This is a genomic window from Micromonospora haikouensis (genome assembly GCF_900091595.1).
Taxonomy (GTDB): domain Bacteria; phylum Actinomycetota; class Actinomycetes; order Mycobacteriales; family Micromonosporaceae; genus Micromonospora; species Micromonospora haikouensis.
Genome location: NZ_FMCW01000010.1, coordinates 192,665 through 217,755 on the forward strand (window position 1 = coordinate 192,665; position 25,091 = coordinate 217,755).

The 25,091-nt window shown below is 73.3% G+C and carries 18 protein-coding genes and 1 tRNA gene; 9 read left to right on the forward strand and 10 right to left on the reverse strand.

What is annotated here, in order from left to right; all coding sequences use genetic code 11:
* The first annotated feature begins 3 nt into the window (after positions 1-3).
* Entirely contained in the window at positions 4-687 is a 684-nt protein-coding gene (locus tag GA0070558_RS12545) for a maleylpyruvate isomerase N-terminal domain-containing protein (RefSeq protein ID WP_091278811.1), read from the forward strand.
* Positions 688-754: 67 nt separating this feature from the next.
* Here the strand turns inward: GA0070558_RS12545 and GA0070558_RS12550 are convergent, their stop codons facing one another.
* Entirely contained in the window at positions 755-2,011 is a 1,257-nt protein-coding gene (locus GA0070558_RS12550) for a low temperature requirement protein A (protein ID WP_091278815.1), read from the reverse strand.
* Positions 2,012-2,166: 155 nt separating this feature from the next.
* On the opposite strand from GA0070558_RS12550, the gene GA0070558_RS12555 reads away from it, so the two are divergent.
* Together GA0070558_RS12555 and GA0070558_RS12560 are read left to right on the forward strand one after the other, a co-directional pair.
* On the forward strand, positions 2,167-3,150 hold the full coding sequence (locus GA0070558_RS12555; protein WP_091278817.1) for an LLM class F420-dependent oxidoreductase: 984 nt from the start codon (positions 2,167-2,169) through the stop codon (positions 3,148-3,150).
* Complete coding sequence (locus GA0070558_RS12560) at positions 3,147-3,938, forward strand: SDR family oxidoreductase (RefSeq protein WP_091278821.1); 792 nt, start codon at positions 3,147-3,149, stop codon at positions 3,936-3,938. The genes GA0070558_RS12555 and GA0070558_RS12560 overlap by 4 nt, the downstream gene beginning before the upstream one ends.
* A 37-nt stretch (positions 3,939-3,975) precedes the next feature.
* On the opposite strand, the gene GA0070558_RS12565 is transcribed toward GA0070558_RS12560, so the two are convergent.
* The 5 genes from GA0070558_RS12565 to GA0070558_RS32810 all read right to left on the reverse strand — a co-directional run bounded on the left by GA0070558_RS12565 (position 3,976) and on the right by GA0070558_RS32810 (position 13,547).
* Positions 3,976-6,420 (reverse strand): transglutaminase TgpA family protein, encoded by a 2,445-nt coding sequence (locus GA0070558_RS12565; RefSeq protein ID WP_439709588.1) that lies wholly within the window; start codon positions 6,418-6,420, stop codon positions 3,976-3,978.
* Complete coding sequence (locus tag GA0070558_RS12570) at positions 6,396-7,571, reverse strand: DUF58 domain-containing protein (RefSeq protein WP_091278825.1); 1,176 nt, start codon at positions 7,569-7,571, stop codon at positions 6,396-6,398. Before GA0070558_RS12570 ends, GA0070558_RS12565 begins: the two co-directional genes overlap by 25 nt.
* A 14-nt stretch (positions 7,572-7,585) precedes the next feature.
* Positions 7,586-8,599 carry an AAA family ATPase gene (locus GA0070558_RS12575; RefSeq protein WP_091278828.1) on the reverse strand — a complete coding sequence of 338 codons (1,014 nt, stop codon included), beginning with the start codon at positions 8,597-8,599 and terminating at the stop codon, positions 7,586-7,588.
* A 27-nt stretch (positions 8,600-8,626) separates the two neighbouring features.
* Positions 8,627-11,260, reverse strand: a complete 2,634-nt coding sequence (locus GA0070558_RS12580) for a fibronectin type III domain-containing protein (protein WP_091278831.1) — start codon at positions 11,258-11,260, stop codon at positions 8,627-8,629.
* A gap of 154 nt (positions 11,261-11,414) precedes the next feature.
* The gene (locus GA0070558_RS32810; protein ID WP_176734195.1) at positions 11,415-13,547 is read right to left on the reverse strand and encodes a fibronectin type III domain-containing protein; all 2,133 of its coding nucleotides are present in this window, start codon (positions 13,545-13,547) and stop codon (positions 11,415-11,417) included.
* Positions 13,548-13,782: 235 nt separating this feature from the next.
* Here GA0070558_RS32810 and GA0070558_RS12590 point away from each other — a divergent pair.
* Positions 13,783-13,866, forward strand: a tRNA-Leu gene (locus GA0070558_RS12590).
* 22 nt (positions 13,867-13,888) lie between these two features.
* Here GA0070558_RS12590 and GA0070558_RS12595 read toward each other — a convergent pair.
* Complete coding sequence (locus GA0070558_RS12595; RefSeq protein WP_091278928.1) at positions 13,889-15,367, reverse strand: recombinase family protein; 1,479 nt, start codon at positions 15,365-15,367, stop codon at positions 13,889-13,891.
* A gap of 478 nt (positions 15,368-15,845) precedes the next feature.
* On the opposite strand from GA0070558_RS12595, the gene GA0070558_RS12600 reads away from it, so the two are divergent.
* A complete protein-coding gene (locus GA0070558_RS12600; RefSeq protein WP_091278834.1) occupies positions 15,846-16,991 on the forward strand; it encodes an exonuclease SbcCD subunit D in 1,146 nt (381 codons plus the stop codon).
* On the forward strand, positions 16,991-20,038 hold the full coding sequence (locus GA0070558_RS12605; protein WP_091278838.1) for an AAA family ATPase: 3,048 nt from the start codon (positions 16,991-16,993) through the stop codon (positions 20,036-20,038). The genes GA0070558_RS12600 and GA0070558_RS12605 overlap by 1 nt, the downstream gene beginning before the upstream one ends.
* Before the next feature lie 150 nt (positions 20,039-20,188).
* On the opposite strand, the gene GA0070558_RS34275 is transcribed toward GA0070558_RS12605, so the two are convergent.
* Together GA0070558_RS34275 and GA0070558_RS12615 are read right to left on the reverse strand one after the other, a co-directional pair.
* Positions 20,189-21,079 (reverse strand): hypothetical protein, encoded by an 891-nt coding sequence (locus GA0070558_RS34275; protein WP_256091899.1) that lies wholly within the window; start codon positions 21,077-21,079, stop codon positions 20,189-20,191.
* A 9-nt stretch (positions 21,080-21,088) separates the two neighbouring features.
* Entirely contained in the window at positions 21,089-22,345 is a 1,257-nt protein-coding gene (locus GA0070558_RS12615) for a DUF6880 family protein (RefSeq protein WP_218106987.1), read from the reverse strand.
* 534 nt (positions 22,346-22,879) lie between these two features.
* Here GA0070558_RS12615 and GA0070558_RS12620 point away from each other — a divergent pair.
* The 3 genes from GA0070558_RS12620 (at position 22,880) to GA0070558_RS12635 (ending at position 24,388) form a co-directional block, all read left to right on the forward strand.
* Positions 22,880-23,179: an AbrB/MazE/SpoVT family DNA-binding domain-containing protein gene (locus GA0070558_RS12620; RefSeq protein ID WP_256091900.1), complete on the forward strand. Its 300-nt coding sequence runs from the start codon at positions 22,880-22,882 to the stop codon at positions 23,177-23,179.
* Positions 23,176-23,922: a site-specific integrase gene (locus tag GA0070558_RS33835; RefSeq protein ID WP_256091901.1), complete on the forward strand. Its 747-nt coding sequence runs from the start codon at positions 23,176-23,178 to the stop codon at positions 23,920-23,922. Before GA0070558_RS12620 ends, GA0070558_RS33835 begins: the two co-directional genes overlap by 4 nt.
* A gap of 127 nt (positions 23,923-24,049) precedes the next feature.
* Positions 24,050-24,388 carry an NAD-binding protein gene (locus GA0070558_RS12635; protein WP_439709589.1) on the forward strand — a complete coding sequence of 113 codons (339 nt, stop codon included), beginning with the start codon at positions 24,050-24,052 and terminating at the stop codon, positions 24,386-24,388.
* On the opposite strand, the gene GA0070558_RS12640 is transcribed toward GA0070558_RS12635, so the two are convergent.
* Positions 24,367-25,035 carry a TetR/AcrR family transcriptional regulator gene (locus tag GA0070558_RS12640; protein ID WP_091278843.1) on the reverse strand — a complete coding sequence of 223 codons (669 nt, stop codon included), beginning with the start codon at positions 25,033-25,035 and terminating at the stop codon, positions 24,367-24,369. The genes GA0070558_RS12635 and GA0070558_RS12640 overlap by 22 nt on opposite strands.
* Positions 25,036-25,091 lie beyond the last annotated feature (56 nt).

Consider the following 25,091-nt stretch of genomic DNA (forward strand, 5'->3'; position numbering starts at 1 on the left):
CCGATGCGGACGGCCCACGACACGGTGCGGGCGGCGTTCCGCGACGAGTGCGCGGCACTGGGCGACGTCCTGCGCGAGCTCACCCCCGCCGACCTGGAGCTGCCCACCGACTGCCCGCCCTGGGCCGTACGCGACCTCGTCGCCCACGTCCACGCCGGCGCCGGCCGGCTCACCGGCATGCTTGCCGCCCCGGCCCCGCCCCGCGCCGAGGTGGACGCCGCCGGCTACTTCGGCGCGGCCAAGTTCACTCCGCAGGTCGACCGGGACCGGGTCGAAAGCGCCCGCCGGCAGGCCCGCGAGGCGACCGACCCGGCCGGGATCGCCGCCGCGTTCGACCGGGACTGGCGCGCGGCCGACGTGGCGGTGGCCCGCCAGAGCGTCGACCGGGTGGTCCGCACCCGGCACGGCGACGCGATGGCTCTGACCGAGTTCCTGGTGACCCGGGTGGTCGAGGTCGGCGTGCACGGCCTGGACCTGGCCGCCGCCCTGGGCCGCGGACCCTGGCTGACCCCGACCGCGGCCGAGGTCGTCGCGGCGCTGCTGACCGGCGGCCGGGCCGTGCCGCCCGAACTCGGCTGGGACCGGTTGACGGTGCTCCGCAAGGCCACCGGCCGGGACCCGTTGACCGGCCGGGAGCGGACCGCGCTCGGGGCCGCCGGGTTGCGCCTGCTCGCCTTCGGCGGCTGACCCGTCGGGCACCCCGAGGTCGTCAGGGGGGCCCTGGCGGCCCGCCGGCCCGGCTCGCGGGCGGGGGTCAGAACGGCGGCGCGGGCTGTTCCGGCGGGCGGCCCCAGGCCCGCCGGGCGTCCGCCACCGCCACCGCCAGCAGCGCCAGGGCCGCCGCCGCGGCCGACACCAGCGTCGCCACGTGCAACAGCACCGGTACGGCCGCCAGCAGTGCCAGCGCCGCGATCCACCGCGATCGCGACACCCGGCCGAAGACCTCGTACTCGAAGCGGGCCCGGCCGGCCAGGAAGATCACCGGGCCGCCCACCACCATGGCGATCCAGGCCGCCGCCGGATGGCCCAACGGGTGCTCGATGGTCAGCTCGTAGCCGATCGCGGTGGCGGTCAGGCCGACCACCATCACCAGGTGGGTGTCGGCGGCGGACCGGCCGATGACCGCCGGCCGGGTCGCCTTCGCCACCGCCTCGGGCAGGATCTGCCCGGCCCGCTGGAAGTAGATCCGCCACAGCAGCACCGAGATCACGATGGCCGTGCCGAAGGCGGCCGTCCGCGCCAGCCCGAACGGGTGGGCGCTGTACGCGAGCCCGGCCACCAGGATCGTCTCGCCCAACGCGATCAGGAAGAACTGCTGGTAGCGCTCCGCCAGGTGCTCGCCGATCACCTGCCACCGGTTGATCCGGGAACGGCCCAGCCCAGGCACCGGCCAGCCGAACAGGGACGCGAGATAGCTGCCGGCCAGCGCCGCCGCCCACAGCACGACCCGCGGGTTCGTGGGCAGGAACGCGCCGGTCAGCCAGAGCACCCCGAGGAACAGGTAGGTGATCAACATGCGCAGCTTCAGCTGCCGGTACTCGTGCTGGCCCAGCGCCACCAGCAGCAGCAGCGGCCGGGTCACCTGCGCCACCACGTACGCGGCGGCGAACGCCAACCCGCTCACCGTGAACGCGCGGGGGATCGCCACCCCCATCACCATGCTCGCCACCAGCGCGGTGACCACCACCGCCTGCAACCCGAAGTGGTACGGGTCGTACCGGCTGGTGGTCCACGCGGTGCCCTGCCACACCGACCAGAGCGCCAGCAGGAGCAGCAGCGTCTTCCCCGTGCCCGTGAACGGGGACCAGCCGCTCGTGCCGTCCGCCTCCACCACCAGGTCCTCGAACGCCCGCGCCGACACCCGGGTCAGCGCGAAGACGTACACCAGGTCGAAGAACAGCTCCAGGAACGTGGCCCGGGTCGTACCGGCGCTCGCCGGCTGCAGGCCGCTCACCCAGCCCGGCGGGGGTGCGCGCCACCACCGGCCGGGCCGGTCCGCCCCGGCGGCCATGCTCAGCGGCTCCCGCCGTCGTACCGCTCCACCTGGCAGTCGTAGCACCCCGGCCCGCCGCCCCGGCCCGGTTCCCCCGGATCCGCCACGATCCGCCGCCCTTGCCGGAAGCGCGGGGCAGCGGGCAGGATCGACCGGTGACGAACCGATGGGGCATGACCGTGCCGCTGGGCGGCCTCCCGCTGGCCGACCACGCCGCCGCCTACGCCACCCTGCACCGGGCCGGCTTCACCGACGTGTGGTCCTCCGAGGTCAACGGCGCCGACGCGTTCACCCCGCTGGCGCTGGCCGCCGCCTGGCAGCCCGAACTGCGGCTCGGCACCGCCATCGCCCCCGCCTTCACCCGAGGCCCCGGGCTGCTCGCGATGAGCGCCGCCGCGCTGGCCGAGACGGCCCCCGGCCGGTTCGCGCTCGGCATCGGCGCGTCCTCCCCGGTGGTGGTGGGCGACTGGAACGCCGTCGCCTTCGACGAACCGTTCAAGCGCACCCGCGACGTGCTGCGCTTCCTGCGCGCCGCCCTGGCCGGGCAGACCGTCGACGGCGCGTACGACACCTTCGCCGTGCGCCGGTTCACCCTGGAACGGCCGCCGGCCGTGCCGCCGCCGCTGCTGCTGGCCGCCCTGCGCCCGGGCATGCTGCGGCTGGCCGCCGCCGAGGCCGACGGGGTGATCCTCAACTGGCTCGCCGCCGAGGACGTGCCCACCGCCGTCGCCGAGCTGGGCGGGCGGCCCGACGGGTTCGAGGTGGTCGCCCGGATCTTCGTCTGCCCCACCTCCGACGCCGGCCACGCCCGCGCCCTCGGCCGCCGGCTGATCACCACCTACCTGACGGTGCCCGCGTACGCGGCGTTCCACCGCTGGCTGGGCCGGGCGGAGCTCCTCGACCCGGTGTGGCGGGCCTGGGCGGCCGGGGACCGGCGGGGCGCCGCAGCCGCCGTGCCCGACGAGGTCGTCGACGCGCTCGTGCTGCACGGGTCCCCCGAACAGTGCCGCGACCAGGTGCGCCGCTACGCCGACGCCGGAGTGGACGTACCCGTGCTGGCCCTGCTGCCCACGCCCGAGCTGGCCGCCGGCGGCCCGGCGGCCCTGGCTGACCTGATCGCCCGGCTCGGGCCGGTCGGGGGCGGGGAGCCGACGTGAACCTCACCGACCGGGTGGCCGTGATCACCGGCGGCGCCGGCGGCATCGGCGCGGCCCTCGCCCACCGGTTCGCCGCCGAGGGCGCGGCGGCCGTCGTGGTGGCCGACCTCGACGCGGACGCCGCCCGCGCCGTCGCCGCCGCCGTCGGCCCGGTGGCCCACGCCGCCGGCCTCGACGTCACCGTGGAGGAGCAGGTCCGCGCGCTGGTGGCCGACACCGAGCGGCGGTACGGCCACATCGACCTGTTCTGCGCCAACGCCGGCGTCGCCACGGCGGCAGGGCTGGACGCCGCCGACGCCGACTGGGACCGGGCCTGGCGGGTCAACGTGCTCGCCCACGTCCACTCCACGCGGGCCGTGCTGCCCGGGATGCTGGCCCGGGGGCAGGGCTACCTGCTGCACACCTGCTCGGCCGCCGGGCTGCTCACCGCCGTCGGCGACGCCCCGTACACCGCGACCAAGCACGCGGCGGTGGGCCTGGCCGAGTGGCTCGCCGTCACCTATCGGGACCAGGGCATCCGGGTCAGCGCGCTCTGCCCGCAGGGGGTGGACACGCCGATGCTCGCCGAAGGGCTGGCCACCGGGCACCTCGGAGCGCGGGTGATCGCCGCCTCCGGCGCGGTGCTGCACCCCGACCGGGTGGCCGACGCGGTGATAGCCGGCCTGGCCGAGGAGCGTTTCCTCATCCTGCCTCACCCCGAGGTCGCGCAGCACGCCCTCCGTCGCGCCGAGGACCCGGACGGCTGGCAGGCCGGCCTCCGCAAACTGGTCCGCCGCCTCCGCGCCTGACCCCGCCCCACCCGTGCCCCCGTGGGGGAGGGGCGGGTCAGGGGCGCCAGCGTAGTGGGCCAGGATGGATCGACCAGAGCAGCCGGCGCCACCAGGGGCGGGCGCTGCGTAGGGCGGCGACGTACTCGCCGGCCAGGGCGGCGGCCCGGTCCGCCTGCTCGTTGGCGGCAGCGCCCGGCGCGAAGGCGAGCCGGTTGAGCAGCCCGGCCAGCTCCGCCAGGTCGGGCGGCACGGCACCGGCGGCGGGGTCGACGGCACCGGCGGTGGCCCGAGCCGTGCGCGTGACGGCCAAGGCTTCGCGGTCGGCCCCGGCGGCGCGGTCGGCCAAGGCGTCGCGCTCCTTCCCGACTTCACGGTCGCTGCGGTCGGTCCGGGTGGCGCGGGCTTCGGCCAGGGCGGCGCGGGCCCGCTCCGCCACCTCCGAGGCGGCGAGGTCCCCGCCCACCGGCCGACCCGCCAGCCGCAGCGCGTCGGTCACCTCCCGCCAGGCGCCGGCTATCCGCTGGCCGGGGTCGCCCGTGGACAGTCGGGCCCGCGACCGCGCCCGACGCATCCCGACCAGCGCCGCCAGCACCGCCCCCACCACCAGCAGCAGGCCGCCCGCGCCGCCGCCGACCAGCACCGGCGTCGACAACCCACCTGAGTCGACCGGGCGCGCCGGCCCCGCCTGCGGCGGCGGCGCCTCCGTCGGCTCCAGGGTCGGCTCGGGCACCTCCGACGGCGGCGGGTCCTCCGGCGCCGGACGGAAGTCCTCCTCCACCGGGCGCGGCTCGTCGTCCGGGCGGGGCAGCGGGTCGAACGCCACCCACCCGAGCCCGGAGAAGAGCACCTCCGGCCAGGCGAACGCGTCGGCCGCCCGCACCGGCCCGTTGCCGTCGGAGGAGAAGCCCACCACCACCCGGGTCGGCAACCCCGACAGCCGGCCCAGCACCGCGAACGCCGCCGCGAACTGCTCCGACGTGCCGCGCTGCCCGCCGCCGTTGCGCGGGCCGAAGAGGAAGAAGCTCAGATTCGGGTACGCGTGCCCGCTCGGCGCGTCCGCCACCACCCGGTAGTGCTCGGCGAGGAACTGCTCGATCGCCGCCGCCCGCGCGTACGGGGCCCCGTTGTCCTCGGCGAGCTGGGCGGCGAGCCGGCGCACCGGGTCGGGCACCCCGTCGGCCACCCGCAGCACCCGGGCCACCTCCTCGCCGGCCGGCACGTTCGCCGTGGCGAGCAGGTTGTTGTCGGGCCGCTCCGCCGCCGAGGTGACCGTGTACCGCAGCCCCGGAGCCAGCCCCTCCGGCCGGATCAGCGTCCCCGTCAGCGGGTCGTACGCCACCCGGGCCCCGCCGACCTCACGCGGGGTGGCCACGGCCGGCAGCAGCCGCCCGCTCAGGTCCGCCACGGTGATCTCCTGCCGGACCGTCTCCACCGTCGCCCCCGGCTCGGGCTGCGTCGCCGGCAGGATCCGGCCGGCGTTGCGGTACGTCGCACCGACCCGCCAGGTCACCCCGTCGTAGTCGCTGAGCACCGCGAGCCGGATCCGCACCGACCGGCTGCCGGCAGCATCCCCAGTCGCACCGGGCGTGCCGGCGGGCGCGGTGGCACCGGCCGGGGCGTCGGGGCGCTCGGTGGCCACGTCCAGCAGCTTCTGCCCCGGGTTCAGCGCCCAGCCGGAGATGCGGATCAGCGGGTTCTCATCCAGCGACTCCACCTGCGGCGGCTCCACGTACCGGCGCGGGTCCACCGGGCGTTCGTCGACGCGGCCCGCCACCACCGGCCCGACCACGGCCGCCAGCCCCACCACCACGACGAGGCCGGCGGCGGCGGTGGCGGCGAGGCGTACCCGAACGGCTGCCCGCACCCCCGGCGCCAGCCCGGCCGTCGGATCCGGGGCCGACGGGCCCGGCCGGACGGACGGCACCGCCAGCCCCAGCGCGGCGACCGCCGCGAACGCCACCGTGGGCCACACCGCCGGGTCCGCGTTCGGCCCCACCACGTACACCGCCCCGGCGTAGAGCAGCGCCGGCGGCAGGTAGCCCAGCAGCACCCGGCCGGCCCGCAGCGCCACCTCCGCCCCCGCCAGCCCGGCCAGCCACGCCGCGACCAGCGGCACCAGCACCGTGTCCGGCGTCGGCTCCACCGGGATCATCGCGGTCAGCAGCCGGGGGATGCCGTTGCGGGCCGCGTCCGCCGCCACCTCGACCAGCGAGCCCGGCAGCCCCGCCGCGTCGGCCGACACCCGCAGCGACCACGCCGTGAAACCGGCCAGGCCCACCACCGACAGCGGGGCGACCAGCCAGGACGGCAGCCGTCGGGCGGCCACGCTCACCAGCACCGAACCGACCGCCGCGCCGACCACCAGCCGGGTCAGCAGCCCACCCGCGTACACCCGGCCGAGCACCACCCCGGTCAGCGCCACCATCGCGACCAGCGCGACCGGCAGCGGCGCCGCCCGCAGCGCCCGCCACACCCTCACCACCGGCGGACCCCGTCCCACTCGGCCGCGAACGCCGCCGCGTCGGCGGCGTCGACGACCACGATCCCCGTCGCGCCGGCCGGCGCCGGCTCCGTCGCCCCGAAAACCCCCACCACCACCGACGGGTACGCCCCGCGCAGCGCGCCGAGATGCCCCAGCTCGCCCCGGCCGCCCGGCCCGGTGAGGAAGACCAACGTGTCGCCGAGCCGGTCCCGGCGCAGCCGGGTCGCCGCCGCCCGCAACGCCGCCGTGGCGTCCCCGGTGTCCAGCCGGGCGGCGGCGAGCCGGTCCAGCGGCCCGACCCCCACGCCGGCGGCCTCCCCGGCCGGCCCCTCCGGCGTGGCCAGCCCCTCCGGCGCGACCAGCAGCAACGACACCGGCAGGTCGGCGCGCAGCGCCGCCGCGACCACCGACGCCGCCGCCTCGCACGCCGACTCGAACGACTCCGGATCCCGGCCCGGGTGGGCGGTCGCCCGGTTGTCCAGCAGCATCACGATCCGGGGCAGGCTGGTGTCGACGTTCTCCCGCACCATCAGCTCGCCCACCCGGGCGCTGGTGCGCCAGTGCACCCGGCGCAGCTCGTCGCCCACCACGTACTCCCGCAGCGAGTCGAAGGTGATCGAACCCTGCGGCACCCCGTCCACCCGGCCGTCGAGGCTGCGCCCCGCCCCCGTCGGCACCGCCGTCAGCGGGTGGATCCGCGGGTGCACCCACACCGGCACCACCGCCGAATACGACCGCGCCAGCGCCACCAGCCCCAACGGGTCGCGCCGGGTCACCCGCAGCGGGCCGACCGGCACCACCCCCCGGCGGTCCGTCGGCACGTCGTAGTCGACCGTCGTGTCCCGCCCCGGCCGCAACCGCAGCACCGGCACCGGCACCGTCCGGTCACCGCACCGGTCCTCCGCGAGCAGGTTCGCCGCCCGCAGCCGCCCCGTGTTGCGCACCGTCAGCACCATCCGCGCCGGCTCGCCCCGCGACACCCGGTCCGGGTCCGCGCGCCGCGTCACCTCCAGCCGGGGCCGCCACAGCGCCACCAGCAGCGCGTAGCCCACCGCCCCGGCCGCCGCCACGCCCAGCAGCGTCAACTCCGGGTACGCGAACCGGAAACCGGCAGCGAGCAGCACCACCGCAGCCACGAGCAGCCCGGCCCCCCGGGCGGTGATCCCCACGCCCCGCAGCCGCCTCAGCCCTGCACCAGGGGCGAGGCCGGGGCCGGGGCGACCTGGCCCGACGGCAGCGGCACCGGCACCGAGGCGACCGCCTGGCGCAGCACCTCGGCGGCGCTCACCCCGCGCACCTGCGCGTCGGAGGTGAGCAGCAGCCGGTGCGCGAACACCGGCTCGGCGAGGGCCTTCAGGTCCTCCGGCATGATCCAGCCCCGCCCGTCGATCAACGCGTACGCGCACGCCGCCCGGGTCAGCGCGATCACCCCCCGGGGACTCACCCCCACCCGCACCTGCGGGTGACCCCGCGTCGCGGCGGCCAGCCGGACCGCGTACGCGTACAACGGCTCGGCGATGTGCACCCGCTGGGCCATCCGCACCATCTCACCGACCGTGTCGGTGTCCGTGATCGCCGGCAGCGCCTCGGGGGAGCGGACCGTCGCCCCGCGCAACACCTCCACCTCGACCGCCTCGTCGGGATACCCGACGGACAGCTTCACCAGGAACCGGTCGAGCTGCGCCTCCGGCAGCCGGTACGTGCCGTCCATCTCCACCGGGTTCTGCGTGGCCACCACCAGGAACGGCTGCGGCACCGGGTGCCGCACCCCGTCCACCGTGACCGTGCGCTCCTCCATCACCTCCAGCAGCGCCGACTGGGTCTTCGGCGACGCCCGGTTGATCTCGTCGGCGATGACGATGTTGGCGAACACCGGCCCCGGGTGGAACTCGAAACCCCGGGTGGCCTGGTTGAAGATGGTCACCCCCGACACGTCCGAGGGCAGCAGGTCCGGGGTGAACTGGATGCGCCGCCACCGCCCCTTCACCGTCGCGGCGATCGCCCGCGCGAGGGTGGTCTTGCCGACCCCCGGCACGTCCTCCAGCAGCACGTGCCCCTGCGCGAACAACGCCGTCAACGCCAGCCGGACCACCTGCGGCTTGCCCAGCACCACCGAGTTGACGTTCTCCGCCAGCCGGGCGGCGAGGGCCGCGAAGCCCTGCACCTCCGGCTGGGTGAGCGGTTCGTGCCTGTTCACGGCGGTGCTCCTTGCCTGGTGGCGCGGTCAGCAGGTCGGCAGGACGTTGATGTTGTCGCCGCCTTCGAGGTTGAGCCAGGCCCACGGGATGTAGTTCTTCCCCTCGAACTCGACCCGGACCCACCAGCTGCTCTGCTTCTGGCCGTTGTAGATCCAGGAGTCGACGTTCTCGCCCTGCCGCTTGCAGTACGCCTTCAACCGGGTGCCCGGTCTGGCCCAGCCGACCTGCTTGTCGTTGTCCTGCTGGGGAACGGAGAAGATCTCGTTGCCGTTGCGGCCGGCCACGTCCTTGTCGCAGTACGTCCGCTGGTCGCCGTCGGGACCGTTGTTGCACGTCGCGATCCCGTACAGCGGGTCGGTGCTCTGCGCCCGCTTCGCCGTGCCCTGCCCGGCGGCGTTGCTGGCCGTCACCGTCGCCGTGTACGCCGTGCCCGGCGTCAGGCCCGGCACGGTCGCGCTGGCGCAGTTGCGCGCGGTGACCGGCTTCTCGCCCGGGACGCTGACCGTGCAGCGGGCCTGCCCGCCGCCGGCGTCCACCGTGAAGTTCACCGTGACCGCCGTGGCCGTCGCCGACGAACCGGTGACCGTGACCCGGGGCGGCGCCACCGTGCGGGCGGTGCCCGTCGCCGCCGCGCCCGGACCCGCCTCGTTGACCGCCTTCACCGTCACCGTGACGCTCTGCCCGTCGCCCAGGCCGTCCACGGTGGCCCGGGTGTCGGTCACCTCGCTGCTGCGGCCACCCGCGTCCACCAGGTACTTCGTCACCGGCCGGCCGTTGGCCGCCGCCGGCGACCACTGCACCGCCACGGTGCCCGGCCGGTTCGCCACCGTCGTCGCCCGCAGGTCGACCGGCTCGCCGGGCGCGGCGAACGGCACCACGCTGTTGCTCACCGGCGACGCCGCCGACCCGGCGCCCCTGTCGTTGACCGAGACGACCGTGAACGCGTACTGCGTGCCGTAGTCCAGCTCGCCGGCCGGCACGACCAGCTCCGTCTTCGCCGACTCGCCGGCCGGGGCGTTGGCGCCCGCCGAGGTCGCCGTCACCGCGTACTTCGCGATGGTGTTGCCCTGGCCGTTCGCCGCCGGCCACTTCACCAGGACCGTGCCGTCGGGCCGGGCCTCGGCCGTCACGCCCGACGGCGGATCCGGCACCGCCGCGGTCGGCGTCACCGGGTTGCTGGACCGCGCCGGGCCGTCACCCTTGGCGTTGACCGCGTGCACCGAGAACCGGTACGTCTCACCGTTGGTCAGGCCCGTGACCTCCACCGACCGCTGGTTGGCCCCCACCTCGCGGCGCTCGCCGGCACCCTCCACCACGTACCGGATGATCTCCGCACCGTTCGCGGCCGCCGGCCGCCAGCTCACCCGGGCCCGCGCGTTGCCGGCCGACGCGGTGACGCTGCGCGGCGCGCTCGGCTTGCCCACCTTCGGCTTCTTCGGCGGTGGCGGCGGCGGGGGCACCGGCGGCGGGTCGCCGCCGAGCACGTCGTTGGCGTACTTGTTGACCTCGCGCACCTGGTGCTTGTCGTCGACGACCCGGGCGGTCGACGAGTCCGGCGCGTTGATGAACAGCCGGTTCTCCCGCACCTCCAGCTCCAGCGGGCCGGTGGCACCCTTGCCGCCGATCGTGTCGACGAGCTGGCCGGAAGCGTCGAAGGAGTAGACGGTGCCCGTCGACTCGTCGGCGCAATAGAAGCGGTCCGCCCACGCCACGGCCGGGCTGAGCTTGTCGCCCCGCCCCGGCACGGTGAACTGTCGCTCCTCGCCGCCGGCACCGATCACGTGGACCTTCCGCTCGCCGGGGACGGTAACCGGCACCTTCGGCCCGCTCGTCCGCGCCGGCAGCGACCCCGGACCGGTGATCGTCAGCGGCGTGCGGAACACCTCGCCGCGCTGCACCCGCACCAACGCGCCGGCCGTGCGGTCGAGCACCGCCACCCCGTCGTCCAGCGTGGAGACCACCAGCTCATGGCTGGGCTCCGCGACGTCGTACGTCTCGATCCTCTTCGGCGAGATGCCGCTTCCCGGCGGCGCGGCGGAGCCCGGCTCGGACGGCAGCTTCGCCGCCGTGACCGCCGAGACGGTGCCCTCGGCCGGCACGGCGACCCACAGCCGGCCCTCGCCGTCGAACGCCCCGCCGGTGATGCCCGGCGGGTAGCGCACCGGCTCGCCCACCGGGGCCAGGGAACGCGGGTCGAGCTGCCGGACGATGCCCTGCACGGCGTCCACCACGAACGCGGCATCGGAGTGCAGCGCCACGTTGACGCCCAGCCCGGGGGTGGTCCGGGTGGTGGCGGTGATCTGGAGGGTGGCCAGGTCCAGCGAGCTGACCTGCCCCGTGTTCAGGTCGCGCAGGACCAGCAGCCGGTCGGTCTGGACGACCTGCACCGGGTGTCGTCGGGAGTCGGGCACCTCCACCCGCGTGTCCACCCGCGCCGTCACGCCGTTGACCCGCGCCAGCTCGCTGCGCGCCGCGCTCCACAGCCAACTGCTGGCGTCGTAGTTGGCCACCGCGTTGTCGGCGGCGCCCAACCCGAGGACGGTGAGCCCCATCGCGGCCAGCAGCGCGGACACCGTGCCGACGGTGACGAGGCCACCGCGCCAGCGCCGCCGGCGGGACGCACCCGGTTCCGTGCTCACGGCGTCGTCGATGGTGGCCACAAGCGGCTGCCTCCCCGTGTCGTCGTGGCAGGTGACCGCCGTCCACTGGCGACCCTCCCGTGAGCCGGGTGCCATCATATGGCCACCCTGAGACAGGGGAAACCCGCACCGTCGGCCCCTGCGCACCCAGCGTGCATGCCAAGTGGACGGTCGATCAGCGCGGCGTGGCGGTCCGCTCCCGCTGCGTGCACACCTGCCCGGACGTGGCGAACGCGTCGGTCGAGTACACGGCGAGCACCGTGAAGCAGTAGTCCACCCGGGCGTTCAGCCCGTTCACCGTGTAGCTGGTCTGCCCCGGGTCCACCGTGGCCATCACCCCCAGCTTCTGCCCGGCCCGGCCGCCGGCCACCATGAACGGCACCGCGCCGGCCGACGGGTCCGTCCAGGTCAGGGTGATCGTGCTGCTGTCGTCGCGCAGCTTCAGGTCACCCGGCGGCGGTCCGTCCACCGTCGGCCCGGCCGCCGCCGACGGCGGCGTCGCCTGCGTTGGCGGCGGCGCCCCGTCGCGGCCGAGCACCAGCACCGCGACGCCGACCATGACCACGAGCACGACCAGGGCCACCACCACGGCCACGACGACCATCAGCCGGCCGCGCCCGGCCTGTTCCTCCTGGGGGTACGTCGTCTGCCACGCCTCGCGCGGGGAAGGGTAACCGTCGTCGGCTTCCCCGCCGCCCCGCTCGGGCCACGCCGGCCCGCCCTGCCCCGACTGCCCGTCCCACCCCTGTGCGACCGGCCCGTGCTCGACCGGCCTGTGCTCGACCGGTGCGTGCCCGTGGCCGACCGGTCCCGGCTCGACCGCTCCCTGACCGGGCCACGGCGGCTGGTGGGGTCGGGCCGCCGGGCGGCGGTCTGGTGCCGGTGGCGGCACGGGCACGTCCGGCTGCGCTGCCCCATGGCCCTGGCCGCGCGGCCCCGGCTGGTCCGTGCTCTCGTCGGGCGGGTGGCCCGCCCAGCCCGGTGCGGTGGGCTCAGCTCCGATCGGTTCGGTGGGCTCAGCGTCGTCCCGGGCGGTGGGCTCCGCGCCGACCGGTTCGGCCGGCGACCGCGGCGGCGAGACCCCGCTCCAGGGCGGTGCGGTCATGCCCCACGGCGGCACGGGGGACCCGCTGACCGGGCTCCCACTGATCGGGCTCCCACTGATCGGGGCGCCGCTGACCGGGCTCCCACTGACCGGAGTGTCGCCGGCCGGTCGGCCATCGTCCCGTGTGGCGCCCAACGGTGGGGCGCTGGCGGGTACGCCGCTCACGGGCCCGCCGCCCGGCGGAGCGCCCACGGAAGGGCCCGCCCCGATCGCCAGTGCCGGCGAGCTGTCGCCGCCCGGTCCGGTCGCCGCCCGGATGGCCTCCTGCCGGGCAGCCTCCTCCCGCAGCAGGGGGTCGATCTGCCGTACCTGGATGGTCGGCTCGTCCCAACCGCGCGTCGGAACGGGCGGCGGCTGCGGCACCGGCCCGCCCTGCCCCCCGGGCCCCGGCCGTGGGGGAGCCGGGATCCGTGGTGCCGGCGGTGCCACCTGCGGAGCCCACGGCGAGACCGGCTGTTGCGGCGGCGCGTCGGTGCCGGAAGCGGGCTTCGTCGCAGCCGCCGGGGGCGCGGCCACCGGCGGCGCTGGCGGCACCCCCGGCACTGTCGCCGGGTGCGGCGGCTCCGACCCGTGCCGGGTGGTGGCGGGCGCGGCGGACTCCGGCGACCGGGACGGCGCCGGGATCCGGGGCGGAGGCGGTGGCGGCTGCCGTGGCGGGGCGGAAACCGGCAGCGGCGGCGGTGGCGGCTGACGCGGGAACGCCGGCGGCACCGGCGGTGTGGTCGGATAGCGTGGCGGGGGAGGAACGGGAGGAAGAGGCGGCGTCGTGCCCGCCCCCGCGCCCCCGAGGTAGTGCCGGGCCGCCTGCACCGCCGGGTGGTCCGCACCGAGCACGGCGGGACCGGCCTCGGCCACCCGCGAGTAGTGGCGGCGGGCCTCGTGCCGGTTGCCCAGCTCCTCGGCGACCGAGGCGAGGTCGAAGGAGAACGCGAGCATCAGCGGGTCCGCCGGATGCCACCGGCGTTCGCCGGCCGCGAGGGCCTCCTCCAGTACGCGTCGCGTGGCGGCCGGGTCGTCGGCCTCGCGATGCAGGCGGGCCAGCAGGTGGGCGGTGCCCAGGACCTCCGGATGGTCCTCGCCGAAGCTGGCCCTCAGCGGGTCGATCGCGTCGGCCAACAGCCGGCAGGCACCCGCGACGTCGCCGGCGGCGCGTAGCGCGAGCGCCCGGTGCTGGAGTGCGGCCAGGGGAGAGGGCTGTGACACGTCAGCCATGCTGCCCGGAGAGGGCGTCCCGACGCCACCCGCCGGGTCGGCCATGATCGTTCCCAGGCGACCTCAAGGCCGGCCGTCGCCGCCTCTGAGCTGGGCGGACGTCGCGGCCACAGGGTGATGTGCATGATCCACGTGCGCCGTGTAAAGTAAGCCCCCGTGCGGCCCACCGGGGCGGCCGGAGGGTGGCGAAGTCACCTCTGGTCGACACGGTAGGCTGGGCGAGCAGGTCCGGGTGGCGGAATGGCAGACGCGCTAGCTTGAGGTGCTAGTGCCCGTATAGGGCGTGGGGGTTCAAGTCCCCCCTCGGACACGTTAACCCCCACGGGTTGTCTTCACGGTAGATGAAGCGTCTCGGTGGGGGTTTCTGCTGTCCTGCGCTGGTGCGGGATCGTGGGTAGTCGATGCGCGGTGGCCGCCTCGGAGATCTTTGTAATGGTCAGTGTCCCGCCGATCGCGCAGGTGATGTGGAGCTTGTGTTCGAGTAGCGCGTCGGTGACCGTGTGGGGGTCGGCGGCCGGGATGCCGATCCATTCGGCGAGTTGTGTGATCGCTTTGGCTTCGTGGATGTATACGTTGCGCGGCCGGGGCGCGTCACCTGTTGAGGCGCTGCGGTGGCCGTGGCGGCAGCGGTAGGCGGCGTGCTTGTTGACCCAGTGGGCGTCGAGGATCCGTCCGCATTCCTGGCAGCGGATCAGCCCGGTGAGCAGGTAGCGCCCGCTTGAGCCGTCAGCCGGTGCGGGCAGGGCGTTGGCCTGTTGGGCGGCGACGAAGTCGTGCTCGCTGATCAGCGGCGGGTGCGCGATGTCCCGGGAAATCACCCACTGCTGCAGCAGGTTCCAGCGGCGTGCCTCCGACTGGCCGAGGAGATCATCGGCGGCGTCGAGCGGGCCGCGGTCGGTGTGCTGCCGGTTCCAGACCTGCCGGCCGGTGTAGCGAGGGTTGGCGAGGATTGCCGCCACCGTGCGTAGTGTCCATCCCGTGCCGCTGCGGTGCGGGTTGCGGCCGGGATCGACGCGGGACGGGCATGGGACATGCCGGTCGTTGAGGTCGCGGGCGATCCCGGCGACGCTGCGGCCGGCGAGGCGCTGGGTGAACATCCACTGCACATGCGGTGCCGTGGACAGGTCGGGTTCCAGCCGGTGGGCCATGCGTCCCCATTTGGCGTGTGCCCGGTTCGGGTGCGGGCCCGCGTCTGCCAGCCGGTAGCCGTAGGGCGGCCAGCCACCGAGATGACGGCCTTGCTCGACCACCTGGGCGCGCATCGCCGCCTTGGCCCGAAACCGGGAGCGTTGGACCTCTCGTTTCGAGTGCACGCCGAGCAGGGCCAGCAGCGACAGGTGGAACTCGTTGCTGGCGTCGACCGGTCCGTTGAGTTCGGGCAGCCACAGCTGCACGCTGTATAGGTTGAACAGCGGCGCGAGGTCGCGGAACTGGTTGCCGTAGAAGGCCCGCTCGAACTCGCCCACGACCACCGCATCGAACCCCCGGCCAGGGTCCGCGAGAGCTGCCAGCAATCGTGCGGCTTGCGGGCGACGCGTCCAGGGCACCTGACGGGACTCGCCGACATCGAAGAACTCGGCGACGATTACGCCCCGGCCGTCGATCACGTCCTCGGCGAAGTCGCGTTGCCACCGCGCCGACGACAACCGGTCCTGGAACTCCCGCGTCGACATCCGGCCGTAGAACGCGAACCGGACACCCAGCGGCTTTGATGTTGCCTGGTACCGCGTCCGAGGGCGGCCCCGCCGGGTCGGCTGCCGCATCCACCAGCCGAGCAGGTCAGGGCCGTCGAGTTCCGTCGTGTACTGCATCAGGACCTCCCACACCGAGGCCTACGGGCATCCCTCGATATGGATGGACAACGATGTGGTGGTTCGTTGGACTCGGCCACTCACCACACCCGTCGGCGCGGAGGAGGGGTCGAGGCTATTACTCGCCTGGCGCGGTGCCATTGTCGGCCGTGTGTCGGTATCCCCGCCTGAACTTGGTGGAGTCCTCTCTCCACCGAAGTGGGGTAGATCACCGCATGGCCCACACCGGACGACCCTTCACCCGAGGTGTCCTCGCCGAAGTGTGAGACAGTGCGACCGGTCGGCTGTGGCGGTATGGCACGAGGCCCTCCAAGGCCAGCGGCGCCGACGGTGCCAAGAGGACCACCCGCCGCTCCTCCAGCCATTCCATAGCAAAGGTTTCCCGTACGGACTGCCGGGACACACCCGATCTTCGTCCGGAAGTGTGGTCGGCTGGGGTGATGTTCAGCGGTCAATGGATGTTCTAGCGTCTCGGCTCGTGCGTTTTCTTCACACCTCGGACTGGCATCTGGGCCGTCAACTGCACGGCATCAGCCTGCACGACGCGCATCAGGCGTTCATCGACCATCTCGTCGAGGTCGCTCGGAGCGAGCGGGTCGATGCGGTGCTCATCGCGGGTGATCTCTACGACCGGGCGGTGCCGCCGCCGGACGCGGTCGGTCTGTGGGATCAGGCGCAGACCCGGCTCGTGCTGGAGGCGGGGACCAAGGTGGTCGTCATCGCCGGGAACCATGATTCGCCGGCGCGGTTGGGTGTCAGTTCCCGGTTGCTGGAGCGGGCCGGTGTGCACGTGCGGGTGGGCACGGGTGCGGTGGGTACGCCGGTGCTGCTGGAAGACGAGGACGCGAGGGTCGCTTGCTACCCGGTGCCGTTCCTCGAACCGGCGTCGGTGGTTGCCTCCTGGGGGGTCGAGGATCGGAGTCACGCGGCGGCGCTGCGTGCCGCGATGGGTAGGGTTCGGTCGGATTTGGCCCTTCGTCCCGGCTATCGGTCCGTCGTCATGGCGCACGCCTTCGTGTCCGGCGGTCAGGGTTGTGACACTGAGCGGGACATCAGCGTGGGTGGAGTGCACCATGTGCCCGGTGCGGTGTTCGAGGGCGTCGACTATGTGGCGTTGGGTCACTTGCACGGGCGTCAGCGTCTGACCGACGGGTTGCGGTACAGCGGTTCACCGCTTGCCTTTAGCTTTTCCGAGGCCGCGCACGTCAAGTCGTCCTATCTGGTGGATTTTGGTGTCGATGGGCTGCGTGGTGTGGAGGAGGTTCCTGCTCCGGTGCCGAGGCGGATGGCCCGGCTCACCGGCACCGTGGAGGAATTGTTGAACAGCCCTGCCTACAGCGCGTATGAGCAGTGTTGGGTCGAGGCGACGTTGACCGATGCGGTGCGTCCGTTGTCGCCGCACGAGCGGCTCAAGCGTCGGTTCCCACATCTGCTGAAGCTCGTGGTGCCGAGCCTGGCCGTCGAGGTGGGCGGCCGGGATCTCGCCGATCTGGATCGGCTGTCACCGGTGGAGGTGGCGCTGGACTTCGTGACCGAGGTGCGTGGTCGGCCGGCGGACAACGACGAGGTCGCGCTGCTGCAGCGGACCTTCGACGAGCTGCGCCGGGTGGAGGTGACCCGCTGATGCGACTGCACCGGCTGACCATGACCGCCTTCGGGCCGTTTCCTCACACGGTGAGCGTGGACTTCGAGGCGCTCACGGCCGACGGCCTGTTCCTGATCCACGGGGACACCGGTGCGGGGAAGACGACGATCCTGGACGGGATCTGCTTCGCCCTGTACGGGTCCGTGCCCGGTTTCCGGGACGATGCCAAGTCGCTGCACTCGCAGCATGCCGCCGTTGGTGTCGGCCCCCGGGTCGAACTGGACGTCACCCTGACCAACCGACGGCTGTTGATCAGCCGCAGCCCGGAGTGGATGCGTCCCCGTAGGCGCGGCAGCGGGACCACCCGGCAACAGGCTCTTGTCGAGATCGTCGAACAGCTCCCGGACCGGATCGAGTTCGTCACCAGGGAGCACCGGGAAGCCGCCGACCTGATCAGGGCGGAGACCGGCCTTGACGTCCAGCAGTTCTGCCAGGTGGTCCTGCTGCCCCAGGGCGGGTTCGCCAGGTTCCTGCAGGCGTCTGCCGACGACCGGCAGGGGCTCCTGCGGCGCCTCTTCGACATCGAGATCTTCACTCGCGCCGAGGGATGGCTGGCGGAGCACCGGACGCAACTCGGCCAGCAGGAACGCGCGGCCCTCGGCACGATCCGCGACCTGACGCAGCGCTTCGCCGAGGTGGTCAAGGTCGAGGTGCCCGCCGATCTCGACAAGCCTGACACCTTGAGTGAGCTGGACGCCTGGGCCGCCGTGCACCGAAACCGGGCCGCTGACCTGGTGGAGGCCCTGGCCCAGAACATGGCCGTGGGTACGGCGGAGGAGCAGCGCCTCGACCAGGTTCGGCAGGCCGCCGCGACCCTCGCCAGGCAGCAACGGGAGTACCAGGCGGCGGTGCAGCAGCGCGATGAGCTGACGACACGCAAGCCGGAGCGTGACCGCTGGAAGCGCCAGCTCGACTCCGCCCGTGCGGCAGCGACGCTGAAGCCGTACCTCGACCAGGTCGACCGGCGGCACACCGACCTCGACCTGCTCCGCCGCACGACGATCGAACACCTCGCCTCGCTGCCCGCTGACGTGGCGGTGCTGCCGGACCGTATCGCGCTGACTGTCCCCAATGGCGGGGAGGCCGTCGACGTGGCCGACCTCGACGTCGACGCGCTGACCCGGGCGGAACAGACCCGCACCACGCAGCTGCGTGCCGCCGAGGCCGCAATCGACAGCGAGGCGCGACGGACCACGCTGCGAGGGCAGCGGACGGCGGTCGGCAAGAAGCTCGAAGATCTGGCCAGCCGAAGCGAGAAGGTCAACGCCCGCCTGGTCGAGCTGCCGGCCGAGCATGCCGAGATCACTGGCCGGCGCGAGCAGGCCCTGGCGGTGGCCGCCGACCGGGAGGCCGCCGAGCTGCGGCTGGACGAGGCGCAGAAGCAGGCCAAGGCGTGCAAGCGCCGCGACGACCTCACCGCGCGGCTTACGACCGCCGAGGAGGAACGGCGTACTGCCGTCGACCGCCACCAAGCCGCCGAGGCCCGGCACCTCGACGTACGGCAGCGTCGGCTGGCCGGCATGGCCGCGGAGCTCGCTGGTGAACTGCGGCCCGGTCAGCCCTGCGGGGTCTGTGGCTCCCCGGAACACCCCGAACCCGCTCAGGCAGCCGCCGACGCCGTCTCCGCCGCCGACGAGGACCACGCCAAAACGGAGGCGGGCGAACTGCTCGACGAACGTCGCAGCGCCGAGATCACCGTCGAGCGCATCAACGCCCAGCTCAACGAAGTCACCGAGACGGTCGGTGACCTGACCGCAGCACATGCGAGGTCGACGGTCACCGAGGCACGCAAGGCGGTGCGGGCGGCGACCGAGGCGACGAAACTGGCCGACGAACTCGGCGCCCACCTGGAAACCCTCGACGTGATGCTGGCCGATCAGCACCGCGAAGCCGCCGACATCGGCCGCGACGAAGCGGTGGCGAACGCCCAGCAGGCCGCCCTGACCGCGCAGATCACCGAACTCGACGAGACCATCGACGCCGTCCGCGGCCAGGACAAGACCCTGCGGGTGCGGGTGACCCGCCTGACCGGGGAACTCGCCGAAATCAGGACCGCAGCGACCAACCTGGGGCAGTGGCTACAGGCAGGAAGGGAACTCGCCGACGCACACCGGGAGGCGCAGCACCACCTGCACCTGTCGGAGTTCACCGACACCATGGCAGCGCGGGCCGCAGCCCTGACCGACCCCGAGATCGTCGACCTGCAGGAGCGTATCGACGCTTTCGACGGCGAGTACCACCAGGCCGCAGGACGAGCACAGGACCCCACCCTACTCGCCGCCGCACACCAACCATCACCGGACGTTGAGGGCAGCGAACAGACCTACCAAGCCGCCCGACTGCGGGCCACCGAGCTGCACGCCCAGCATGGCCTCGCCGTCGAGCAACACGACCGGCTGAAGCAGCTGGGCCCGGATCTGGTCAACGCCCTCGCTCAGTGGAGACCCATCCGCGCCGAGTACGAGATCGCCAACCGCCTCGCCCAACTCGTCGAGGGCAAGAGCAGCGACAGCGGTACCCGGATAACCCTCTCCACCTATGTGCTGACCCACCGGTTCCGGCACGTCGTCACGGCGGCGAACACCCGACTCGGGCAGGTCACCCACAACCGCTACCTGCTGCGCCATGTCACCGAGTCGGACACCGGCCGCCGCGCCGGCCGCAATGGGCTCGGCTTGTCCGTCATCGACGCCTGGACCGGCCAGGAACGCCGCCCGGCCACCCTCTCCGGCGGGGAAACCTTTCTGGTCTCGCTGTGCCTGGCGCTCGGCCTCAGCGACGTCGTCCTGGCTGAGGCCGGCGGCACCCAACTCGGCAGCCTCTTCGTCGACGAAGGCTTCGGGACTCTCGACCAAGAAGCACTCGACCAGGTACTCGACGCCCTCGACGGCCTGCGCTCAGGTGGCCGTACCGTCGGACTGGTCAGCCACGTCGCGGAACTACGTCGGCGGATTCCATCCCGCCTCTACGTCCGTAAGACAGCCACCGGCTCCACCGTGGCCATCGAAACCCAAGCAATCGACTGAGGACACTTTGTCTACGCCTATTACTCCCGGTCAAGCCCAGCTAACAGGGCTTTAACGACTCCGTTTGGTCAAGCCACTTCCCGGGCGGCGTTGCCCTGTCCTGCGGCGGGCGGCACGAGCATCGCGCGGGGGTACCTCCGCGCGCGATGCTCAGCAACCGGCCGTACCAGCCATTCCTACGGCGTGCTCAGTGAGGAGATCGGCGTAGATGTCGACGTCCACGGTGTCGTAGTGGCAGCGTTCGAGGAGCCGGTTGAGTCGCTGGGCGATCTCGTCCGAGGTGAGGTCGAGGCGTTCGCACAGGTTACGGTGCGCGCCGACGAGCGGTTCGGCGATCTCCTGCGGTTCGGTGCGGGTGATGTGGTAGGCGTCGCGGAGATGTCCGGACAGGTCGTCCCAGACGACGATGGCCTCCTCGACCAGGTCGAGTGCGGCAGGGGTCGCGGGGTGGGCGCAGAGGATCTCGACTTCGGCGGCCAGGTGGTGCCCTGCGGTTTCCACGTCGGAGATCTGCCACCTGCTGCTGGTGGTCACGGTCGACGCGTCCTCGACTGCGGTGCGGAAGTGGGCGAGGCCGGAGGTGTCGGCGTTGAGCATGCCGGCCTCGCTCAGCAGCAGGGTGGCGAAGAGGCGGTCCCGGATCGCGTGCCCCGCCACCAGGTCCGTCAGTTGGCGGGGTGACAGCCGCTGCACGGCCTGAAGGTAGCGGGCGTGCTCGGGCGTGACGGGAGCGGCGCCGGGCGGGGTGGCGGCGCCGGAGAAGGTGGCGCCCGCGTGGAACGCGGTCAATGCTGTCGCGACGGCGTGTGCGCACAGGTCGTCTCCGGTGGTCCCGCAGTCGCAGTCTCCGGTGAAGATCCTGTCGACGATGCCGACCCAGGGTTGGAAGGTGGCGTCGTGGTCGCGTACCAGGGCCTGGACACCGCCGCCGGCGGACTCCAACTCACCGACGCCTCCGTCGGTCAGCAGCCGCGCCGCTGTCTCACCCACGGCGGTGGGGATCGAATCACGAAAGGCTTCGACGTCGATGCGGACTGCCACCGGCATACCCTATCGGCCGGACTGGAAGCGGGCGGCGTCGAGCTTGGCCAGGAACGTCGGTCGGCGGCAGTGTTCTGCGCGCAACGTCTCCAGGTACGCGTCGAATCGGGTGCTCTCGCCGGTGGCCTCGTACGCCTCGCGCAGGCGGGACAGCAGCGTGATCGTCTTGTCGTAGCGGCGTTTGTCGTAGGAGTCCAGCAGTTGGGCGTCGATGAGCGCCTGGTAGGGCTCGCGTACCTCGGCCGGGTGGGTCCGCCGCCGCAACTCCACCAGTTCGACGCGCTGCCGGGCAGGAACTTCGTCCCAGCGCGCGAGCCCGGTGTGCCAGGCCTCGTCGTCACGACCGGCGAGAATCAGCACGTCGATCAAGTGGGGCAGATATCCCGCCTGCCCTGTGGCACGCTCGCGTACCACCGTCAACGCCGCCTCGGTGTGCGCGGCGTCCCGGCCGGTGTCGGCCACCGTGGCCAGCAGTGACCGGAAGTTGTCGATCGTCGGCTGGACGTCGAACGCCGTCCGGCGCTCGGCCACCGCCGCCTCCGGGTCACCGGTCTCGATCAACAGCCGGACGAGCAGGTCCCGTAGCGCCACCGCCTGATGACCCAACGGGTGATCGGCGAGTCCGCGTCGGGCCCAGCCGATCGCCTCGGCGGGGCGCTGCGCCTGCGCCAACACCGTGGCGATCCGCCCGTACTGGTCGGCGCTGACCAGATGCTCCGCCAGGACCTGTACGTAGCGGTCGGTGTCGCCGGAGACCTCAGCGATCTGCTCCCGCAGGTACCGCACCGCCCACTGCCGATGCCAGTCATCGGGCTCGGTCACGGCGGCGGCACGCTCGTCGACCAACCGCGTGACCTCGGCGAGGCCTTTCGGCCCCAGCGCCGGAGCCCACTCGCGCAGCACCACGTCCGGCCAGCCCGGGCCGTCACACACCAGCTTCACCAGCCACGCCGCCAACCCTGCCGGCTGTGGCGGCGCGGCCCGACACGCCCGGGCGTAGACCTCCATCAGGTACGCGAGGTCGTTGCCGAGCACGCCCGAGGAGCTGTCCATGTACATCAGGGCGCTCGTCATCCGATCGACCGCCTTGCGTAGCACCGGCACCGCGACCGACGCCTCACCCGCCTCGATCAACTCCTCGCAGCAGTCAGCGACCTCCCGCGCCGTACGCGAGTAGGCGTCCCGGCCCGAGAACGGATCACGGCGACGATCCCGCCGCAACCGATCCACCAGCACCGTCAACTCGCTGTCGCCCTGCACCCCCACCGCTACATCACACCAGACACGCAGGCCACCCCGATGGGCTGCGCGACCCGACACAGCCGCGAGGTCAACCGACCTGCCAGCGATCACCGTCGAGAAGACCTTCCTGGGTTCGAGACGGGGCTCGGGCCGATGGCTCGAGCCCCGCTCCAGTCCAGTAGGCTGAGCTCAGCTGAGCGGGATGACGCCGACCAGACCCAATCCAAGTTGGGCATCGGTTCGTGTCAATCCTCGGACACTCCCGCGTAGCATTCATGCGACGTTGTGCGGAGCGGTGGTTGAGCGGCTTCAACCACCCTCGCTTACTCTCTGTGAGCCCCTGGTGGCCCCGCTTACGGGGCGGTGGGCATCGTGACTACTGTCGCTGCTTCCGCTGTCGTTCCGGCTGTGGCTCTGCCCGGCCAGGTGAGTGCCGGTAGCGGAAGATCCTCCACGGGAGTCGCCAGGCGACCGCCTCTGCCGTTGGCGAGGCTCGCGGACCCCCGCCGTGTTGCGCGTACGGTCTATGGCCTGGTGACGCTGGATTGTCATGGACGGATGGCCGACCGGACGGTGATGAGGGCTCTGGGCTGGGCTCCGGGCCGTCGCCTCGACATCCGGGAACACGGCGGGTTGGTCATCGTGGCCGCCGACGAGCGGGGCGTGTTCGCCGTGACCAGGGAGGGGCACCTGCGGTTGCCGGCCGTGGTCCGGCAGTGGTGTGGGCTCGCCGCCGGTGACCGGGTGTTCCTGGCGGCCGAGCCGGAAACCTCCCGGCTCGTGGTGCACCCTCCGGCCGCGCTGGACGCGATGATCGCCCAGGCCCACCTGGTGGTCCTCGGTGGTGACGGCGCATGAGCGACACCACGGCGGGGCGGGCCGAGTTGGACGCGGCGCGGTTGTTGCTGGCACGGATGGGCATCTCGCCTGCTGATCTTGTGGAGGCGGCGTCCGCGCGGCCACCGGCGCCGACGTTCGCCGAGTACGTTCCGGTCGTGTCGGCGGCGGTCACCGCGGGCACCAGGCGGGCGTACGGCTCGTACTGGAACCGGGTCGTGGAGCACTGGGGACAGCGACGGCTGGACGAGCCGTCCCCGTCGGAGATCGAGCAGTTGGCGGAGTACGTCAAGAAGCATGTGGTGGCCCGGCGTAACGCCCGTGGCGGGCGTAGTGCGGCGGAGCATCTGATCGCGGCGTTGCGGTGTCTGTACAAGCGGGCGGTCGCCGACGGGTTCGTCACGGCGGCGGACAATCCGGCGTTGAAGGTGGCCAAACCACGGCGGTTGCCGAGCACCCGGCGGGCGGTGGCGGACACCCGGCTGGCGGAGATCAACGCGGTGGCCGCCAGCACCGGTGACGATCCGGCGTTGGACAGTCTGCTGCTGCGGCTGTATACCGAGACCGCGTGCCGGCGGGGCGGGCGGGGCGCTGGCGCTGCGTCCGGTCGACCTCGACGCGGATCAGTGCCTGATCCTGTTGCGGGAGAAGGGAGACACGGTGCGCTTGGCGTAGCTACCGCAGAGGCGGGGCGGGTCTGGCCGACATGGACAGGCTCACCCTGCCAGGCGGACGCCGATCGGGTCTGCTGCACCCATAGGTGACAGTTTCAGTCACGCGGCCTGACTGGCCGGTGGGGTCATGATGGTCTCGTACTCGATTGGGGTCAACCGGGACAGGGATCGTTGGCGTCGTCGGCGGTGGTAGGTACGTTCGATCCAGGTAAGTTGGGTGCTCACGGTGACGCACGGCGCGGCGGAGCTGCTCGCGTTGGCCGGGGCGCTTGGCGTCGACCCGGACCGCTTCTTCGAGGTGATCGGGGGCGGCCCGCTCGACATGGGCTACCTGCACGCCAAGGCCGACCTCGTGCGGCAGGGCCGGCTGTCGCCGGCGAGCTTCGCGGTGGAGACCGCGGAGAAGGACGCGCGGCTGATCGTCGCGGCGGGCGCGGACCACGGCGTACGCCTCGACGTCGTGGCCGCCGGCGCGGAGCGGTTCCGGCGCGCGGCGGCGCAGGGACACGGCGGGCAGGACATGGGGGCGTCCTACTACGCCAGCTTCACCCCGTGACCCGACGCCGCCCCGCCGAGGTCGGGCAGCGGGCGTCGGCAGACCTCGTGGGCCTCGTCGGGCGGTAGGCCGAGCAGGCGCAGCAGGTCCTCGGCGACCTGGTCGGCGGCTGCGGCGTCGTCGCGCTCCGGATGGTCGTGCAGCAGCTGCCCGAGGGCCAGCGCGGCGCCGGCCACGGTCACCATCGCCAGCTCCGGGTCGCGCACGCTGAACCGGCCGGCACGGACGCCGGCGGCGATGTCGCGCCGGGCCCGCGGTGCGAGGCCCTTGTCCGAGCCGGCCAGCGTCAGGCCCGAGCTGAGCAGGACCCTGCTCAGCTCGGGCTGCCGGCGGTGCAGGCGCCCCGTCAGCCGGAAGCTCTGCGCGAAGACGTGGGCCGGGTCGTCCAGGCCCACCGTCACCTCGTCGAGCAGGGCGCCGTAGCGGTCGAGGGCGTCCTCGACCGCCGCCTCGATGAGCTGTTCGCGGCTGTCGAAGTGGTTGTAGAACGACCCCATCCCCACGTCGGCGGCCCGGGTGAGTTCGAGGATCGGCACGTTCGGCTTGCCGGCGGCGATGAAGGTCTGTGCGGCGCGTACGAGCGCCGAGCGGGTGTGCGCCTTGCGCCGTTGCAGGCGGTTGGGCGCCTGCTCGGTCTGCTGAGCCATGTTGGCGTGCTCACCTCTCCCGGGTCGGTCCGTGACCACCTTAACCCAGCCGGAAC

Bases quoted from the DNA above. Each gene is read 5' to 3' on its own strand.
- GA0070558_RS12545 (WP_091278811.1), top strand. From the start codon at position 4: ATGCGGACGGCCCACGACACGGTGCGGGCGGCGTTCCGCGACGAGTGC.
- GA0070558_RS12550 (WP_091278815.1), bottom strand. From the start codon at position 2,011: ATGGCCGCCGGGGCGGACCGGCCCGGCCGGTGGTGGCGCGCACCCCCG.
- GA0070558_RS12555 (WP_091278817.1), top strand. From the start codon at position 2,167: ATGACCGTGCCGCTGGGCGGCCTCCCGCTGGCCGACCACGCCGCCGCC.
- GA0070558_RS12595 (WP_091278928.1), bottom strand. From the start codon at position 15,367: ATGCAGTACACGACGGAACTCGACGGCCCTGACCTGCTCGGCTGGTGG.
- GA0070558_RS12605 (WP_091278838.1), top strand. From the start codon at position 16,991: ATGCGACTGCACCGGCTGACCATGACCGCCTTCGGGCCGTTTCCTCAC.
- GA0070558_RS12620 (WP_256091900.1), top strand. From the start codon at position 22,880: ATGGCCGACCGGACGGTGATGAGGGCTCTGGGCTGGGCTCCGGGCCGT.
- GA0070558_RS33835 (WP_256091901.1), top strand. From the start codon at position 23,176: ATGAGCGACACCACGGCGGGGCGGGCCGAGTTGGACGCGGCGCGGTTG.
- GA0070558_RS12640 (WP_091278843.1), bottom strand. From the start codon at position 25,035: ATGGCTCAGCAGACCGAGCAGGCGCCCAACCGCCTGCAACGGCGCAAG.